The organism is Anoxybacillus kestanbolensis, assembly GCF_001996285.1.
Lineage (GTDB): Bacteria > Bacillota > Bacilli > Bacillales > Anoxybacillaceae > Anoxybacillus > Anoxybacillus kestanbolensis_A.
On record NZ_MQAD01000016.1, the window covers coordinates 1 to 18,865 of the forward strand.

At 40.9% G+C, this 18,865-nt stretch carries 16 protein-coding genes; 4 read left to right on the forward strand and 12 right to left on the reverse strand.

All coding sequences use genetic code 11. The annotated features are described in order from the left end of the window. Nucleotides 1-224 precede the first annotated feature (224 nt). The gene (locus tag BO219_RS09715) at nucleotides 225-1,109 is read right to left on the reverse strand and encodes a nucleotidyltransferase-like protein (RefSeq protein ID WP_077429384.1); all 885 of its coding nucleotides are present in this window, start codon (nucleotides 1,107-1,109) and stop codon (nucleotides 225-227) included. Nucleotides 1,110-1,230: 121 nt separating this feature from the next. On the opposite strand from BO219_RS09715, the gene BO219_RS09720 reads away from it, so the two are divergent. Continuing rightward, a complete protein-coding gene (locus BO219_RS09720) occupies nucleotides 1,231-1,593 on the forward strand; it encodes a YgzB family protein (RefSeq protein ID WP_004888918.1) in 363 nt (120 codons plus the stop codon). A gap of 24 nt (nucleotides 1,594-1,617) precedes the next feature. Here the strand turns inward: BO219_RS09720 and perR are convergent, their stop codons facing one another. The 6 genes from perR to BO219_RS09750 all read right to left on the reverse strand — a co-directional run bounded on the left by perR (nucleotide 1,618) and on the right by BO219_RS09750 (nucleotide 5,732). Further along, on the reverse strand, nucleotides 1,618-2,061 hold the full coding sequence (perR, locus tag BO219_RS09725) for a peroxide-responsive transcriptional repressor PerR (RefSeq protein WP_026011847.1): 444 nt from the start codon (nucleotides 2,059-2,061) through the stop codon (nucleotides 1,618-1,620). A gap of 184 nt (nucleotides 2,062-2,245) precedes the next feature. After that, nucleotides 2,246-2,707: a thioredoxin-dependent thiol peroxidase gene (gene bcp, locus BO219_RS09730; RefSeq protein ID WP_077429385.1), complete on the reverse strand. Its 462-nt coding sequence runs from the start codon at nucleotides 2,705-2,707 to the stop codon at nucleotides 2,246-2,248. A gap of 12 nt (nucleotides 2,708-2,719) precedes the next feature. After that, nucleotides 2,720-3,118 carry a potassium channel family protein gene (locus tag BO219_RS09735; protein WP_164970124.1) on the reverse strand — a complete coding sequence of 133 codons (399 nt, stop codon included), beginning with the start codon at nucleotides 3,116-3,118 and terminating at the stop codon, nucleotides 2,720-2,722. A 44-nt stretch (nucleotides 3,119-3,162) separates the two neighbouring features. After that, nucleotides 3,163-3,948, reverse strand: a complete 786-nt coding sequence (locus BO219_RS09740; RefSeq protein ID WP_004888914.1) for an ABC transporter permease — start codon at nucleotides 3,946-3,948, stop codon at nucleotides 3,163-3,165. Between the two features lie 4 nt (nucleotides 3,949-3,952). Then, on the reverse strand, nucleotides 3,953-4,744 hold the full coding sequence (locus tag BO219_RS09745) for an ABC transporter permease (RefSeq protein ID WP_006322070.1): 792 nt from the start codon (nucleotides 4,742-4,744) through the stop codon (nucleotides 3,953-3,955). Further along, a complete protein-coding gene (locus BO219_RS09750; RefSeq protein ID WP_077429387.1) occupies nucleotides 4,737-5,732 on the reverse strand; it encodes an ABC transporter ATP-binding protein in 996 nt (331 codons plus the stop codon). The genes BO219_RS09745 and BO219_RS09750 overlap by 8 nt, the downstream gene beginning before the upstream one ends. A 133-nt stretch (nucleotides 5,733-5,865) precedes the next feature. Here BO219_RS09750 and BO219_RS09755 point away from each other — a divergent pair, with 133 nt between their 5' ends. The 3 genes from BO219_RS09755 to BO219_RS09765 all read left to right on the forward strand — a co-directional run bounded on the left by BO219_RS09755 (nucleotide 5,866) and on the right by BO219_RS09765 (nucleotide 13,102). Beyond that, the gene (locus BO219_RS09755) at nucleotides 5,866-7,161 is read left to right on the forward strand and encodes a glutamate-1-semialdehyde 2,1-aminomutase (RefSeq protein ID WP_077429388.1); all 1,296 of its coding nucleotides are present in this window, start codon (nucleotides 5,866-5,868) and stop codon (nucleotides 7,159-7,161) included. Nucleotides 7,162-7,421: 260 nt separating this feature from the next. Next, nucleotides 7,422-11,894 carry a glutamate synthase-related protein gene (locus BO219_RS09760; protein WP_077429401.1) on the forward strand — a complete coding sequence of 1,491 codons (4,473 nt, stop codon included), beginning with the start codon at nucleotides 7,422-7,424 and terminating at the stop codon, nucleotides 11,892-11,894. A 134-nt stretch (nucleotides 11,895-12,028) separates the two neighbouring features. Continuing rightward, nucleotides 12,029-13,102, forward strand: a complete 1,074-nt coding sequence (locus BO219_RS09765) for an FUSC family protein (RefSeq protein WP_077429389.1) — start codon at nucleotides 12,029-12,031, stop codon at nucleotides 13,100-13,102. A 32-nt stretch (nucleotides 13,103-13,134) separates the two neighbouring features. Here BO219_RS09765 and nikC read toward each other — a convergent pair whose 3' ends face one another. The 5 genes from nikC to BO219_RS09790 all read right to left on the reverse strand — a co-directional run bounded on the left by nikC (nucleotide 13,135) and on the right by BO219_RS09790 (nucleotide 18,722). Beyond that, nucleotides 13,135-14,028: a nickel transporter permease gene (nikC, locus tag BO219_RS09770; protein ID WP_077429390.1), complete on the reverse strand. Its 894-nt coding sequence runs from the start codon at nucleotides 14,026-14,028 to the stop codon at nucleotides 13,135-13,137. A gap of 14 nt (nucleotides 14,029-14,042) precedes the next feature. After that, nucleotides 14,043-15,047 (reverse strand): ABC transporter permease, encoded by a 1,005-nt coding sequence (locus BO219_RS09775; RefSeq protein WP_077429391.1) that lies wholly within the window; start codon nucleotides 15,045-15,047, stop codon nucleotides 14,043-14,045. A gap of 65 nt (nucleotides 15,048-15,112) precedes the next feature. Beyond that, nucleotides 15,113-16,717 (reverse strand): ABC transporter substrate-binding protein, encoded by a 1,605-nt coding sequence (locus BO219_RS09780; RefSeq protein WP_077429392.1) that lies wholly within the window; start codon nucleotides 16,715-16,717, stop codon nucleotides 15,113-15,115. A gap of 48 nt (nucleotides 16,718-16,765) precedes the next feature. Further along, nucleotides 16,766-17,734, reverse strand: coding sequence for an ABC transporter ATP-binding protein (locus tag BO219_RS09785; protein WP_077429393.1), 969 nt, complete (start codon nucleotides 17,732-17,734; stop codon nucleotides 16,766-16,768). Continuing rightward, the gene (locus BO219_RS09790) at nucleotides 17,709-18,722 is read right to left on the reverse strand and encodes an ABC transporter ATP-binding protein (protein WP_077429394.1); all 1,014 of its coding nucleotides are present in this window, start codon (nucleotides 18,720-18,722) and stop codon (nucleotides 17,709-17,711) included. Before BO219_RS09790 ends, BO219_RS09785 begins: the two co-directional genes overlap by 26 nt. Nucleotides 18,723-18,865: the final 143 nt, after the last annotated feature.

Consider the following 18,865-nt stretch of genomic DNA (forward strand, 5'->3'; position numbering starts at 1 on the left):
CCAGCGTTCGTCCTGAGCCAGGATCAAACTCTCCATAGAAAGTTCATATCTCTAGCTTCTTTACGCTTTTCGCTTCGTTCAGTTTTCAAGGAACATCTTCGTCACTATTTGAGCGACTTTCTTATGTTATCACATCACAAATCCGATGTCAACAAGTTTCGTTTTTAACCGCCGCCACATCTCAGTAGCGACGATTAAAAATATATCATGAACATTTTTAAACGTCAACACCTTTTTTTATTTTTTTCAACTACATAGTGTCTATGAAATACTCCTTGTCCTTTCGTTGCAATTTTTTCAACAGTAATCAGGTGTTTTTCAACTAAAAATTCAAGCAAAATCTCCAAATCAACACCATATACCGACAACTCTTTTTCGTTTAACAAATCGGCCATAGACCACGATGTTTCTCTCTTCTCCAGCACGTGTATCAGATGACTTGCTCCTTGCTTTAACTTCGAATGAACAAAAAAATCACTTGCTAAAAATAACAATTGCAATCGTTTATCAAGTGGTTCCTCACTCCCGACTAACTCTGCATACAATTTATAAATTTGCGGTTCAATCTGTTTGACCTGATTCCATACAGTAACTTCGGGATAAAAACCGTGCTCGATAATAGATAGACGAGCTAAATGATGAAGAGCATGCAACACATGATTGTACGCATCAAGCCATTGATCTTTTTCAAAAAAACTTCTTCCCTCAATGTAACGACGCACTAGCTTTGCGAACTCTATCCCCATCTTTACCTTTCTTTCCTCTTCCGGAAACTGCAATAGACGTTGGCGCAATTGTCCAATATATTCGTTGCGTTCGAATAAAATTTTTCCATTTAACAACCAATTCATTACTTTACGATTTGAACCGAGCAACACCCATTCTTTTACTCGATGTTCATCTACAACGTACAATGATGCACTTTTTTCACCAAACACGTAATGTTTAATAAAAACCGCTTCTTCTCCCTCTCGAACGATAACGAATAAGATAACATCAAATAAATCCGTCTCCGGAGAATAATCCGATCCTCTTTCAACCATTAAAATACCGAGAGTGCGTGACTGACTAGCTCGCTCTTGGTAAATCGGGCGTAACACATCTTCCATAATCGAATCCTCCACTTTTCAACATTGTTTGACCGTATTCGACATTTTTAAAAAAACTCCTGCTTGGTTAATGCTTATCATTCAAAACTTATGATATAGTTATGCGTAGGAGGAGATAAATGTGGGTGTAAAATATTCAAGCAAAATTAACAAAATTCGTACGTTTGCGTTAAGTTTAATTTTTATCGGATTTTTCGTCATGTATGGAGGCATCTTTTTTCGTACATCGCCGATTGTTATGACATTATTTATGATTTTAGGACTGTTGTTTATTATCGCAAGTACAGTCGTTTATTTTTGGATTGGTATGTTGTCGACAAAGACGGTACAAGTCGTTTGCCCTTCATGTAACAAAGTAACAAAAATGCTAGGTCGAGTCGATGTATGTATGTATTGCAACGAACCACTCACCCTTGATCCAACGCTCGAAGGGAAAGAGTTTGATGAAAAATATAATCGGAAAGTAAGGGACAAAAAAAGCTGATAGCATCGATGCTACCAGCTTTTTTTAATGATGTCCCTTTTGACAATCCGGGCACGTTCCGTAAATCTCCATCCGATGATGACTCACTTTAAAACCTGTCACATGTGCCGCTAAATCTTCTACTTCATCTAAGCCCGGGTAATGGAAATCGACAATTTTCCCACATGTTTCGCAAATAACGTGATAGTGATGTGTCGTAACAAAATCGAAACGACTAGATGCGTCACCATACGTTAACTCTTTAACGAGACCGACTTCTTTAAACACGCGCAAATTATTGTACACAGTTGCGACACTCATATTTGGGAATTTTCCTTCCAAAGCTTTATAAATTTCATCCGCTGTTGGATGGGACATTGACTGAATCAAATATTCGAGTATCGCATGACGTTGCGGTGTAATACGGACGCCGGTTTCTTTCAACGTATGAAGCGCTTCTTTTAATTGATGTGCGTGCGTCACCGTCATGCCCCCCACTTTCATTTATAAAAATTATAATTATTACTTTATAATTTTTACAAATAGTGTACAAAAAAATAAAACCTTTTGTCAATTGTATTTTCCGGAAAGAAAAAAGGGCGACTCTACACAGAATCGCCACATACGTCTTTGAGGAGGTGTGTGCTCTACTATATCGTACGCAACAATTTCATTATTTGTTTGAGCTAATCGCCTGTTTTAAAGCGTTTAGCACCTCTTCAACATGCCCATTTACTTTCACTTTTCTCCATTCTTTTATAATTTGACCATCTGGGTCGATTAAAAATGTCGAACGCTCAATCCCCATATACTCTTTCCCAAAATTTTTCTTTAACTTCCACACATTATACAACTTCGCTACGTCTTGCTTTTCGTCGGCAAGAAGTAAAAACGGTAAGCGATGCTTTTCAATAAACTTTTTATGTCGTTCAATGGAATCAGGGCTGATTCCGATGACAACTGCCCCAAGTTCCGTAAATACTTCGTATTGATCACGAAACTCACAAGCCTCTGTCGTACATCCCGGCGTCATGTCTTTCGGGTAAAAATATAATACGATGTACTTCCCGCGAAATTGTGACAGCGTGACGTTTTCCCCATTACTTGCTGGCAATGTAAAATCAGGTGCTTTCATGATTCTCTCCCCTTATCTTCTTTCTGCATCTATCACCGTTCGGACAACAAAAGCGGCGGGTAGTGCGTAGCCGAGTAGCGCTTCGACCATCGCAATCCACCGACCAATTCCAATCGGTACAATATCCCCGTAGCCGACCGAAAATAGTGTAACTGCACTAAAATATAAACTCGTTTCGACATATTGAAAAAAGTTAGAAGCGTTTATATTCTCCCCATTTTCCATCATAACAACATGTCCATTTATATGCAAAATTGTATACACGAGTGCAAAACCGATCATTGTCGTTGAATAAACAAATAAAATGGCAATAAAATTTTTCACTGAAATAACAGAACGTTTCGTTTGCCAAAACGAAATAAAACTCATACATATAACAAAAACGATCATGCCAATCCACACATACGTCACAACATCCCCTCCTGTTCCTTTATATATACGAGGGGATGTTTTATTTAATTCCCTGCACCACGATAACGTTTGACGCCCGCATTCCATAGCAGCAATGATAACGTAAAACATACAATGCCCATCACCGGTGTTAAAAATGAATACATATACCATTCCGTTTTACGCAAAAAATACGCCGACGGATACACGCCGACAAACGCAAACGGTAAAATCCATGTCAAAATGTAGCGAATAATACGATTATAAATATCAACCGGATATCTCCCGTAGTTTCCTATGTTATACATCATCGGCATAATTGAACTGCGCGCATCAGACCAAAAACTGATACTTGCTAACGAAATAAAAATGCCTGCGTAAACAAACGTTCCTCCTAGCACGAACAACACAAACAAAATCGCATCATACCAATGAAACGTTATATCTAATCGAGACGCAGCATACCCCATGACAATGAAACCGGTAATACCTCCAAGGAGCGACTCGAGTTCCATTCGTTCAAGTACAATTTGAAATAAACTATGCACAGGTCGAGTTAACACTCGATCCATCTCTCCGCGCACAATATATCGTTCATTAAAATCCCAAATGTTAAAAAATGAAGCAAATAAAGCGAAAGGAATTAAAAAGAAACCGTAAATAAAAATAATTTCATCGCGCGTCCAACCGTTTAATAATTGCGTATGCCCAAATACAACAAGAATAAAAATTAAATTTACCCCTTGAAACATCAGGTCAGACAAAAACTCAACAACCAAATCCGTTCGATATTGCAACTTTGTCTTAATATATTGGCTCATATATTGGAAGAAAATAGACATATAAAACATATGTTCACCCCCCTTGAATGATAAGTTTTCGTTTGGCTGCTTTCCATAGCAAATAAATCGGAACGATCAGTACGACACACCAAACAGCTTGAAACATCATTCCTCTGATCGCAGCATCCCCTGTGAAGCTTTCCGTAAAAATCATACTTGGGATGTAACTAATCGCTTGAAAAGGCAAGTAGTGCATCACATGTTGCGCCCACTCGGGATAAAAACTAATCGGCAAAATGAGCCCCGAAAATAAATCAATGATGAAACGTTTAGCCCGAAGTAATCCTTCCCCGTTTAACGTAAAAAATGTGACCATCCCTGCTAATAAATTGAGCTGCGAGTTAATAATAAAGCTAAGCGTTGTCGATAAAGCGAAGTAACCCCACGTATGAACATTCGTTGTAAATTGAAGCGAAAAAACGAATGTAACGATAACCATGCCCGGAAGCGAGAAGAAAAGTAAGCGAAAAATTCCTTCTCCAAGCCCTTGCATCGTTTTCATGACTAAATAGTTGTACGGACGAATCAGTTCAATCGCCACTTTACCATCACGAATTTCCATCGCAATTTCACGATCAATGTTATTAAAATAAAACGCTCTTGCCATCCATGCGATCGCCACATACGTAGTCATTTGTTCTACTGTCATCCCTTGAATAGACGATTGCCCTCCATAAATGGCAGACCACAAAAAATAATACGCACCAATATTGATGCTATAAATAAAAATGCCGCTATAATAATTCGTTCGATAAGCTAACATCATTAAAAAACGCATACGAATCATTTCAATATATTTAGCCATGATGAATCCCTTCTTCATAAATGTTGCGAATAATTTCTTCCGTTGAAACTTCACGAATGTGAATATCTTTTAACTCATAGGAAGAAACAACTTTTCCGATCACATGTGCCATATCATTCGCGCGAACATGCGCAATCCAGCTGTATCGGTCTTCCCCTTGTTCCCATGTAACATGAACGAGCGATGTCAGCTCTTCTTTTGAAACAAGATCTCGAAATTGGAAGTGAATCTGTTTTCCTTCTCCCCAGTTTTGTTTTAAATGTTGCAATGACCCATCATAAATGATTTTCCCTTCATCAAGCATAATAACGCGTTCGCAAAGCGCTTCAATATCTGTCATATCATGCGTCGTTAATAAAATCGTCGTGTTGTATTTTTCGTTAATTTCTTTTAAAAACTGACGAATTTTTAACTTAACAAGCACATCTAAACCAATTGTTGGCTCATCTAAAAATAAAAGTGGCGGATTATGAATAAGGGCAGCAGCCAATTCACAGCGCATTCGTTGACCAAGCGATAACTTGCGCACCGGCTTATCAAGTAACGGACCAATATCTAACGTTTCAATGACATGATCCATATGTTCGTTATAGTCTTGGTCAGAAACGCGGTATACTTTTTTTAACAACCGGAATGACTCTTGCACCGCAATATCCCACCATAATTGCGATCGCTGACCAAACACAACGCCGATCGTCTGCACGAAACGTTCCCGCTCTTTATGTGGATTCATCCCATTCACAACAACTCGTCCAGATGTCGGCGTTAAAATTCCTGTTAACATTTTGATTGTCGTCGATTTACCTGCTCCGTTTTCTCCAATGTATCCAACCATTTCGCCCTGTTTGACAGCAAATGAAATATCGTCGACAGCACGAATGATTTTATAGTTTCTCGTGAACAAATCACGAAACGCTCCTGCTAAACCAGACCGACTAGAGTGAGATTTAAATTCTTTCCGTAGTTTTTCTACTTCAATCGCATACATGTTCCTCACCTCTTATGAAATCACTATTCACTAGTGTAACGAAAATGTTGAAACTCAACAAATGGTGTGCTCAAATAAATGTGATAAAATAAACACCATGAAAGAAATTTTACATAAAAGGAGGAGGCTTCGCGTGAATTTTACGAAGTCTGAACAATTATATCAAGAAGCGCTCGAACATATCGTTGGTGGCGTCAACAGCCCTTCTCGTTCATATAAAGCGGTTGGAGGCGGTGCTCCTGTCGTTATGGAAAGAGCACAAGGGGCATATTTTTGGGATGTAGATGGAAACAAATATATCGACTATTTAGCTGCTTATGGCCCTATTATTACTGGACATGCTCATCCGCACATTACAAAAGCAATTCAACACGCAGCTGAAAACGGTGTTTTATATGGGACACCAACACCGTATGAAATTACGTTCGCGAAAATGTTAAAAGAAGCGATCCCTTCCCTCGAAAAGGTGCGTTTCGTCAATTCGGGAACAGAAGCGGTCATGACAACAATTCGCGTCGCACGCGCATACACAGGTCGTGATAAAATCGTGAAATTTGCAGGTTGTTATCACGGCCATTCCGATCTCGTTCTTGTTGCGGCTGGTTCTGGACCATCCACATTAGGTACACCTGATTCAGCAGGGGTACCAAAAAGTATTGCACAAGAAGTGATTACTGTTCCTTTTAATGATGTCGATGCGTTTAAACAAGCGATGGATCGTTGGGGAAATGAAGTAGCAGCCGTTCTTGTCGAGCCTATCGTTGGTAACTTCGGTATCGTTGAACCAAAACCAGGCTTTTTACAAGCAATTAACGATATTGCTCACGCGGTCGGAGCGCTCGTCATTTACGACGAAGTCATTACAGCTTTTCGTTTTATGTATGGTGGCGCTCAAAACTTGCTCGGCATCGAACCAGACTTAACCGCACTCGGAAAAATTATTGGTGGCGGATTACCAATTGGTGCGTATGGCGGTAGAAAAGACATTATGGAACAAGTAGCTCCACTCGGTCCTGCTTACCAAGCCGGAACGATGGCGGGAAATCCCGCTTCCATTTTAGCAGGTATTGCTTGTTTAGAAGTATTACAACAAGAAGGTGTGTACGAACATCTCGATCATCTCGGCGCGATGTTAGAGGCTGGCATTTTAACACATGCGAAAACATACGATATTCCTGTGACGATTAACCGTCTAAAAGGAGCACTCACCGTATACTTTTCAACAGAAAAAGTAGAAAACTATGAACAAGCCGAACGAACAGATGGAGAAATGTTTGCTAAATTTTTCAAGCTTATGCTTCATCAAGGGATTAATCTCGCTCCTTCGAAATATGAAGCATGGTTCATTACATTAGCCCATACAGAAGAAGACATTGAATATACAGTTAAAGCGGTAGAACACGCATTTAAATCCTTAAAAAATGAATAAATATACAAAATGACGAGGTGATACATATGTTTCCACCTCGTTTTTTACGCTCAAAACCAATGAAAACGCTTACAAATTTCATGAACGTTTTGTTACATGAACTGAATATCATATCCAAAAACATGAATAAATAATTGATTTTCTGTCATGGTCGTGTTAATATAGACTATAAAATTTAGAAAATTTTATTTTTTTAAAAAGTTTTTGTAGGAGGTGGCGAAGGCGAGAAGCGAATGATAGTCGCTTGTAAGCCGCATGCTATGAAACAACGGTGGAATCCAGCTTCATTTCAACATTTTTACAAACATGAGCACGACGCGTGTGGAATTGTCGCTGCGGTTGAAAAACGACGCATCCCGACAAGAGAAAACATTACAACATGTATTAACGCCCTCGTCACAATGAATCATCGCGCAGGATTTATCAACGGAGAAGGAGATGGCGTCGGCATCCACATCGACATTCCAAAAGCGCTTTGGAAAGAAAAATTGGCTGTTGCCCAACTTAATCCTCAACTCGTTGACCGCGATGATTTTATCGTTGGCCATATATTTATTACACGAACAACGAACGTGGAAGAAAAAAAAGCACGTATGCGCCAATTGTTTGCTCAGTCCCAATTGACGCTCATTTTTGAATCTGACCGCGTTACATCTTCTTCAGCGCTCGGTCCAATTGCTTTACGCGAAGAACCAGTATTTTGGCAAGTTGCTCTTTTACCAAATCATCAACAAAAAACATTATCTCAAACATTATTTGAATTAACAATTGAGATCGAAAAAGATGAACATATTCATGTCGCTTCGTTAAGCAATCATCACGCGATTTATAAAGTCATGGGTGCTGGTGATATTTTACCAAAATATTATCATGACTTAGCGAGTCCGCTTGTCGCATCTACGATGACACTTGGCCATAATCGCTATTCAACAAATACATTATCAAACTTTTTCCGCGTTCAACCGTTCAGCGTTCTAGGTCATAACGGTGAAATTAACACGATTGCCAAACTACGTGAAGAAGCAACAATGATCGGTGTCCCATTGACAAACGGCGGAAGCGATTCGCAAGATTTAAGCCGTACGATGGAAACGCTCATTTATCGAGATGGTTATACGCTATTTGAAGCGATGGACTTTTTATTCCCACCAATCGTAAACGAAATAAAAAACTATCCAGATCATTTACAAGATTTATATACTTACATTCGCGAAGCTTGGGGACATTTTGCGCAAGGACCTGCCGGCATTATTTCTCGCCATGCCGACGAAGCCGTGTTTAGCGTCGATGCACTTGGATTGCGTCCACTTTGGAAAATTGAAACAGAGCATCGTTACGTGTTCGCATCGGAACCAGGCGTTATTCCAGCGTGCGAATATACAGGAGAACCAAAACCGCTCGCACCAGGAGAAAAAATCGGCCTAACGTGGCAAGCAGACGGATCGATTCGTGTTTACGAATATGCCGATTATCAGCAAGAAGTATACAATCGTATTCAAAAGCGTTTAAATATCGAAAATATGCGCCAACGTTTACAAACACCAACATTTAAACCATATGTGTTCGTTGCGCAACCAACAAAAGTGCATAATGGGCAATACGCTGCATTCGGTTGGGATCGCGAGCATATTCAATTGCTCGAACAGATGGCGGAAAAAGGGGCAGAACCTATTCGTTCGCTCGGTCATGACGCTCCGCTTGCAGCGATCGATCCTGAACGAAAAAACATTGCTGATTTCATAAAAGAAAGTGTGGCGGTTGTCACCAACCCTGCTATTGACCGCGACCGCGAAACAGAACATTTTTCGACGCGCGTGGTTGTCGGAAAGCGGCCAAGTATTGTTTCACATGAAGAACATCCGTACACAGTTGAACTTCTTTCACCTATTTTAATTGAAGGAAAGCTCGGAAACGAATGTGCCGAAACATTGCAACAACCATCATATGATCAACTCGTCCATGCATTTGAAGAAAAACAATTAGCATACTTTATATCAGCGACGTTCGTTGAGCACGAAACGATCCCGATGGCGCTTAATCGCTTAGGCAAAGAAGCATGTGAAGCTGTCGCAAATGGGAAAACGTTACTTATTATTGACGATGTAAAAGCGCATCAAAGTGGGCATTTATGGATTGATCCGCTCCTTGTCATATCAGCCATCGATCAAGCATTAACAAAAGCAAATTTACGAAGAGACTGTTCCCTTCTTCTTCGTTCAGGAGCAATTCGCTCGTTGCATGACTTTATCGTTGCTTACGGACTTGGCGCGAACGTCATTAGCCCATATTTAATGTTTGCGACAGTATCTGACACGTCAACTCGTCCAGCAATTCATTTATATCAAGCATTAAATAAAGGGCTTGAAAAAGTCATCTCAACGATCGGGATTCATGAATTGCGCGGGTATAGCCGTCTGTTTTCGTCCATCGGGCTACACGAAGACATTTCATCTGTATTAAATATCGTGAACTTTTTTGGCTCGGATTCACTTAGTCAAAATTTCGAAGCACTAAAACAAGATGCGATCGCCCGTGCAAAAGATTTTGAAGCAGAGCAAGCAAAGTTACGAAAAACGTTTCACGTATTCCCACGTATTTGGAAGGCAATTGGCGAAGTGGCGCAAACAGGATCATACGATTCATATCGTGAAAAATTAACAGAAATTGAAACCGAAACACCAACAGCCATTCGCCATTTAACAGACTTAAAACAAGCAGACGTCCCTGCTAAAAAAGAACACGTCGACATTTCAGTTGGTGAACATAGCTTGCCGTTTGTCATTGCTTCGATGTCATTCGGTTCACAAAATGAAATTGCCTTTCGTGCATATGCCGAAGCAGCAAATCGCCTCAACATGATTAGCTTAAACGGTGAAGGTGGCGAAATTAAAGATATGCTCGGTAAATATCCGCGCACGCGCGGGCAACAAGTCGCCTCTGGTCGATTTGGCGTTAATGCTGAGCTACTTAATTCATCCAATTTGCTCGAAATTAAAATTGGGCAAGGGGCAAAACCAGGCGAAGGTGGTCATTTACCAGGTTCAAAAGTAACAGCTAAAATTGCTGAAGCGCGAAACGCAACGATCGGCTCTGACTTAATTTCACCGTCAAACAACCATGATATTTATTCGATCGAAGACTTAGCGCAAATGATTGCTGAATTAAAAACAGCAAATGACCAAGCAAAAGTGGCTGTCAAAGTGCCTGTCGTCCCTAATATCGGCACGATTGCGGTCGGCATCGCAAAAGCTGGCGCTGACATTATTACGCTAAGCGGTTTTGACGGTGGCACGGGAGCAGCGCGCATTCATGCCATTCAACACGTTGGCTTACCTGTAGAAATTGGCGTCAAAGCGGCACATAACGCCCTTTTAGAAGCCGGATTACGCCATCAAGTGGAAATTTGGGCAGACGGCGGCATTAAAAGTGCAATGGACGTGATTAAAGTTATGCTTCTCGGCGCCAATCGCGTCGGTTTCGGAACGTTAGCGATGATTGCCATCGGATGTACGACATGCCGTGGTTGTCATTTAGATACATGCCATGTCGGAATCGCTACGCAAATTGAATCAGAAGCACAAGCGAAAGAACACGGTTTGCGTCGCTTCGTTCCAAGACAATTCGAGCAAGCCGTACAAAACTTAGTTCGTTTCTTTACCGCTTTCGGTGAAGAACTTAAAGCGCTCACCGCATCACTTGGTTATACAAACTTGCAGCAACTTGTTGGCCGCTCCGATTTACTTGAACAAACACGCGGACGAGATCGCATCAACTTAACGACATTATTAAAACCGTTAGACATCGGCCAATGGTATCAAAAAGAAGTAGCAGCAACATCAGAAGAAGGAAAACTTGCGGTGGCCGCTGGTGCTGAATATTTAGACTACCAAGTTGAAGACTTGCACCGCTCTCGTGAATTTTCAACTGTCACAGCTGAACAGCGTGTACTCGGTAGCCGTGTTGCATGCCATCGGGTACGTGGTCGATTAGACGGATCGTACAAAAAATTACCAAATATTTCTCTGCGCTATAAAGACGGGTCTGTGCCGGGCAATGGGCTCGGTGCGTATAACGTCGCGGGTATTCATATTCACGTCGATGGCGGAGCACAAGATGGCGTCGGAAAAACATCGTTTGGTGGTGGTATTTTCATCTTTAAATCAAAAGGAAAAGACGGGAAGTTTTACAACGGATCAGTCGGAAAAGGATTTGGCTACGGCGCCCAAAAAGGACTATTAGTCGTGCAAGGAAATGCCGATGCGCGTGCAGGCATTCGCCTATCAGGGGCGGATATGATTATCGGCGGTCAAGTGACAAAACCAATTCCTGAAGTAGAACATGGCAATATCGGTGTCAACGCAAACATTAAAGGATTTGCCTTTGAATATATGACAAACGGTCGCGGGCTCGTGCTCGGAGACCCTGGCCCATGGATTTGTGCAGGAATGACAGGCGGTGTCATCTATTTGCGCCATCAACCAGAAATGGGATTAACGAAAACAGCTCTTGAACGCCGCATCGCCAAAGGTGCCAACGTCACGATTCAACCACTAAACGAAAAAGGAAAAGCAGACGTTAAAGAACTACTTGGCACATATATTGATTTACTTATCGAACATGAACAGCACGACGAAGTAGCAACGATTCAACCGCTGTTGCAACAGCCGGAACAACACTTTTTCCAAGTCATTCCGAAAAAAGAACAAGCTGATCCATCGGTGTCAACAGAATAAACATAAAAAGAACTGTCTCGAAAATGAGGCAGTTCTTTTAATTTTTTTCCTTTTTTCTTGATATACTGATGAAAAGCATGTATATTTGTTTGTTGTTCTTACAAGATGATAAAAAGAAAGGAATTTGAGTGACAATGAGACTTGGAGCCCGCGTCCTTAAAACCGGGATTGCGATTACGTTTGCTTTAGTTTTAGCGAAATTACTTCAGCTACCTTCACCTGTATTTGCTGGCATTTCGGCTGTCTTTGCGATGCAACCGACAATTTATCGTTCATATTTGTCTCTAATTGAACAAGTGCAGGCTAACGTTATTGGTGCCATTTTCGCGATCGTTTTTACACTAATTTTCGGACACGATCCATTTATTATCGGATTAACTGCCATTTTAGTTATTGCGTTGTTTCTTCGTCTTCGTTTGGAATCTTCTATTTCTGTCGCACTTGTGACGGTTATTGCCATCATGGAATATACAGAACAACACTTTATTGAATTTGCACTTATTCGCTTTTCAACGATTATGCTAGGCGTACTTGCAGCATTTGTCGTAAATTTAGTCTTCCTTCCACCGAAGTACGAGAAAAAGCTATATACAAAAATTGTTGAATATACGGAACATATTTTGAAATGGATTCGTATGAATGTTCGACATGCATCTGAGCATCATTTACTAAGAGAAGATATCGAAAAATTAAAAGAAAATATGATGAAACTAGATCAACTGTATTTACTTTACAAAGAAGAACGGACGTATTTTCGTAAACATAAATATAGTAAATCACGCAAACTCGTATTGTATCGCCAAATGATTGTAGCGACAAACCGCGCGTTAGAAACGTTAAAATTGTTACATCGTTTGGAAAACGAGCTAGCCCATACATCTGTTGAACTTCAAAACGCCATTAAAAACGAACTCGACTGTTTACTAAATTACCATGATCAAATATTGCTGAAGTTCATTGGAAAAGCAAAATCCGATCCACAATCACAATTTGCGACAGAAGCGTGCTTTGGAAAAAAAGGATTAATCCACTCGTTTTTAAGCCATTACGCTGAACAAAGTGTTCACCAAGAAAATTATCAACTATTTCCACTGATCGGGGCGATTATTGAATATAGTCATCAACTTGAACATTTAGATACACTCATCGAAAGTTTTCATCATTATCATAAAGAAGAACATGTCGTCCCTACTCCAGAACAAGAATAAAAGATGTCCCGGCTGTGTCTCGGGACATCTTTTTAGCTCTTCATGCGCGGATCCAATGCATCGCGCAATCCATCTCCCATTAAGTTAAATCCTAACACCGTTAGCATGATTGCCAGCCCTGGAAAAATCATCGTCCAAGGCGCCTGTGTTAAATACGCTTTTGAATCGGCTAGCATTTTCCCCCATTCCGGGTTCGGCGGCTGAGCTCCTAATCCGAGAAACCCAAGCGCTGCTGCTTCAATGATTGCCGTCGCAATCGCAAGCGTGCCTTGTACAATAATTGGCGCCATACTGTTTGGTAAAATGTGATGAAATAAAATGCGTGCATCACTCATCCCGATTGCTTTTGCTGCTGTAATATACTCCTCCTGCTTAATGCTTAATACACGCGAACGAATGAGACGACCGAAGTTTGGAATGTTAATGATTGCAATCGCAATAAGTGCATTTTTCAACGACGGTCCTAAAACGGCAACGATGCCGATTGCTAACAAAATACTTGGAAACGCCAGCATAATGTCAAATATGCGCGAAATGACGGCGTCGATCCAACGCCCATAATACCCTGCGATAATTCCAAGTAAAGAACCGATGACTACCGAACCTAATACAGAAAAAAATCCGACCCATAGCGAAATGCGTGCTCCATAAACGACGCGAGAAAAAATATCTCGCCCGAAATCGTCTGTCCCAAATATATGGTCTTTCGATGGGGCTTGTAAACGCATCGAAAGTTGTTGATCGTTCATCTCGTACGGAGCAATTAATGGGGCAAAAACAGCAAGCAAAATGAAAAATAGTACAATGCCGCTTCCGACGAGAGCCATTTTATTTTTCCGAAAGCGAATCCATCCTTCTTTCCATAACGATGTCGCTTGTTCTTCTTGTTGTACAATATTTGCTTCGTTTCGTGCAAGCTCAGCCAATTCGCTTCCCTCCTTTAGTTATATTTAATGCGCGGATCGATCGCTGCATATAACAAATCCACAATTAAATTAATGAAAATAAAAATCATCGACACAATCAAAATACCAGATTGAATGACAGGGTAATCACGATAGCCGATCGCTTCATAAATATAGCGACCAATTCCCGGCCAGCTAAAAATCGTTTCGGTTAAAATCGCACCGCCAAGCAACAACCCCATTTGCAAGCCAATCACCGTCAACACAGGGATGATCGCATTTTTTAACGAATGCTTGTACACTACCCAAAACATACTTAATCCTTTCGCACGTGCTGTGCGAATATAATCGGACTTCATCACCTCAAGCATGCTTGAGCGAGTCATGCGAGCAATAATCGCCATTGGGATCGTTGCTAAAGCGACGCTCGGAAGCACTAAATGTTGCAACGTTTGAACAAACTGATCTGTATGTCCTTGCATTAACGTATCAATGACATATAAGTGGGTAATCGGTTCAATCGGATTACGAACATCTTCACGTCCAGATGTTGGAAACCAATCTAAGTTAATTGCAAAAATCCATTGTTCCATCAACCCAAGCCAAAAAATCGGCATCGAAACGCCAACTAACGCTAACACCATCGCTACATAATCAAACCAAGAATTTTGAAACCACGCGCTAATAATCCCTGCGTTGACACCGATCACAACCGCAATGAACATCGCCGCAAGCGATAATTCTAATGTCGCCGCTAAATATGGCCAAATTTCTTGCGAAACCGCAACCCCCGTACGCAGCGATTCCCCTAAATCCCCTTTTAATAATCCACCGAGATATTTAATATATTGAACATACCAAGGCTGATCTAATCCGAGTTTATGCGTTAATGCTTCAACAGCTTCTTTTGTCGCCTTTTGTCCTAAAATGACTTGAGCTGGGTTCCCTGGAATGGCACGAATCATAAAAAATACAACGAGCGACATACCAAGCAACACAGGAATGACCGTTAACAAGCGTTTGACCGTATATGAAAACATACGTCTCACTCCTTTCTCACATGATGGAAAGGGAGAGGATTCCCTCCCCTCCCTCAACACAACGATTATTTAAACTGTACTTTTGTAAATTTATCCGTTCCTGTCGGATGCGGATTAAATCCTTCAATGTTTGCTTTACCTGCTAATAACGGTGTTGAGTGTACGAGCGGAATCCATGGTGCGTCTTCTTTAATAATTTCTTGCGCTTTTTTGTACAATTCATTTCGTTTGTTTTCATCGCTAACTGTTTGCGCTTCGATTAAAATGTTGTGCAACTCATCGTTTGCATAGTACGTGTAGTTGTTGCTTCCAATGCTATCTTTATCAAGTAGCGCATACAAGAAGTTGTCAGCGTCACCGTTATCACCTGTCCAACCGAGCAAGAACGCATCTGCTTCTCCTTTTGCTACTTTATCTAAGTATGTTGCCCATTCATACGTGACGATTTTTGCTTTTACCCCAATTTTCGCAAAGCTTGCTTGCAACGCTTCAGCTACTTTTTGTCCATCTGGCATGTACGGACGTGGAACAGGCATCGCCCATAATTCCATTTCAAATCCGTTTGGATAACCAGCTTCTGCAAGCAATTGTTTTGCTTTTTCTAAATCATACGGATAATCTTGAATCGCATCATTATAGCCAGGAATGCTTGGCGGCAGTGGGTTTTTCGCAGGTTGTGCTTGACCTGCATAAAACGCATCAATGATCGCCTGTTTATCGACCGCATGATTCAATGCTTGACGAACGAGTTTATTGCCTAACGGACCACGTGTCACCGTTAATCCGACATAACCAACGTTCATCGAAGGACGTTTAAACACTTGGAAATCTTTATTTCCTTCTACTTGCGCTAAATCAGAAGGATTCAAATCTTCCATAATATCAATCTCGCCTTTTAATAACGCATTCAAACGAGCAGAGTTATCTGGAATAGACACGAAAATTAATTTATCAAGTTTTGGATGTCCTTCTAACCAATATTCTTTATTTTTCTCAAGCACGATGCGCTCATTGCGTTTCCACTCTTTAAAGACGAATGGTCCTGTTCCAACAGGATTTTCACCAAATTTATCGCCATATTTTTTTACGGCTTCAGGACTAGCGATCGCAAACGGTACCATCGCAAGGTTTTTTAAGAATGGCGCTTGCGGACGTTTTAAAACAAACTGCACAGTATGTTCATCTAACGCTTTTACTTCTTTAATGACATGTCCTTCATCGTTTTTGTATCCACCAAACATAGAGCCGTAGTATGGGAACGTATCCGCATTTCCGTTTGCCCAACGTTCAAAGTTAAATACAACCGCTTCTGCGTTAAAATCTGTTCCGTCGTGGAACTTCACGCCTTTACGAAGCGTAAACGTATACGTAAGTCCATCTGGGGAAACTTCCCATTTTTCCGCTAATGCCGATTGAATCGACGTGTCGCCATCATTGTAATCGAGTAATGTGTCAAAAATGTTTTTCGTGACTTTAAACGATTCACCGTCTGTCACTGTCGCTGGGTCTAATCCAACGGAGTCGCCACCACGCCCATAAACGAGCGTTGTCGGCTTGTTCGTTTCTTCTGTCTTCTCTCCACCTGTTTGTTCCGACTTGCCGCAACCTGCAAGCGCAGTCGCTGCTACAAGAAGAAACGTAAGCATAGTGAGTAACCATTTCTTCTTCATTTCTTTTCCCCCTTAGTAAATAATATATATTTCATCGCTTAGCCATCTTTATGTATAAAGATGGCAAGCGACGTAATGCCCTTGTTCAACTTCTTTCCATGCTGGTTTTGTCGTTTTACAAATATCCATACATGCTTGACATCGTGTATGAAAAGCGCATCCTGCTGGCGGATTCGATGGACTTGGCAAATCTCCGCTAAGCAGTTGCTTTTCTTTTTTATATTCCGGATCTGGAATTGGAACAGCTTCAAGCAATGCTTGGGTGTACGGATGTTTCGGATTGCGATATACATCCTCGCTGTTAGCCAGTTCGACCATTCTCCCTAAATACATGACGCCAACGCGATCGCTAATATGGCGAACAACGCCAAGGTCATGTGCGATAAAAATGTATGTTAAACCGAACTCTTTTTGTAAATCTTCTAGCAAATTCAGCACTTGAGCTTGAATGGACACATCGAGTGCTGACACGGGCTCATCCGCAATAATGAGCTTCGGCTTCGTCATCAACGCGCGAGCGATGCCAATGCGTTGTCGTTGTCCTCCACTAAATTGGTGCGGATAACGTTTTGCATGATAGCTACTTAATCCGACGACTTCTAACATCTCGCGCACTTTTTTCCGTCGTTCTTCTTTTGAACCGATCCCATGAACAATGAGCGGTTCTTCTAAAATTTTTTCGACTGTATGGCGCGGATTAAGCGATGCAAACGGATCTTGAAAAATCATTTGCATATCGCGCCGCAACTTTCTTAATTGTTGTGGGGATAGTTTTGTCACTTCTTCATTTTCAAATACAATAGATCCTTCTGTTGGCTCAATGAGCCGCAAAAGCATTCGTCCTGTCGTTGATTTCCCACAGCCACTCTCTCCAACGATCCCTAACGTCTCCCCTTTATAAACAGAAAACGATAAATCGTCCACTGCTTTGACTTGACCGATTTGTTTATTAAACAACCCTGCCGTAATCGGAAAATATTTTTTCAGCCCTTTAACTTGTAGTAACGGTTCGTTCATGGGTAGCATGTTCCTCCTTTGCATACAAAAAGCAACGTGCCCGATGTCCTTGTTCTACTTCGTATAAATCAGGATTTTCGGAAAAACATCGCTCAAATGCTTGTTCACATCTTGCCGCAAAGCGACAGCCATATTTAATAGATCCTGGCTTAGGCACACTTCCTGGAATGGAATATAACCGCTCTTTTCGTTCACGAATATCCGGAACAGAACGAATGAGTCCAATTGTATATGGATGTTTTGGATGACGGAAAATCGTTTGAACGTCCCCTTCTTCAATAATTTTTCCTGCATACATCACAACAACGCGATGGCACATTTCTGCGACGACGCCTAAATCGTGCGTAATCATCATAATCGCTGTGCCGAATTGTTCGTTTAACTGCTTCATCAAATGTAAAATTTGTGCTTGAATCGTCACATCTAAAGCGGTCGTTGGCTCGTCGGCAATTAATAAAGACGGGTTGCATACCATCGCCATCGCAATCATGACGCGCTGTCGCATACCTCCAGATAACTGATGCGGATATTCATCAATCATCTCTTCGGCACGAGGTAAACCAACAAGTTTTAACATATCAATCGCTCGTTTCCGCGCTTCCGCCTTGCTTATGTTTTGATGAATGCGAATCGCTTCAATCATTTGGTTCCCAATTGTAAAAAGTGGATTCAATGACGTCATCGGCTCTTGGAAAATCATTGCGATTTCATTTCCTCGTATTTCTTTCATTCGTTTTTCCGACGCTAATGCAATATTTTCATCTTTAAACCATATTTCTCCATCTGCAATTTTGCCAATTCCTTTCGGCAACAATCCCATAATCGAAAGCGATGTGACGCTTTTTCCGCAACCTGATTCACCGACAACGCCTAAAATTTCGCCTTTATTTATGTAAAAGTCTACACCATCAACCGCAGGAACTTCCCCTTCGTCTGTGAAAAAGCATGTTTTTAAGCTTTTGACTCGTAAAATCGCTTCATCTCCCACGGAAGCCACTCCTTTTATATACAGAAAATTTATATTTTTAAAATAATTTTTTATGTTACGTTTCAAATTATTACATGAATATTAAAAAAATACAATAAAAAAATTCAAAAAATTTAATCATTCTTTGCAAAAAATAAAAAACA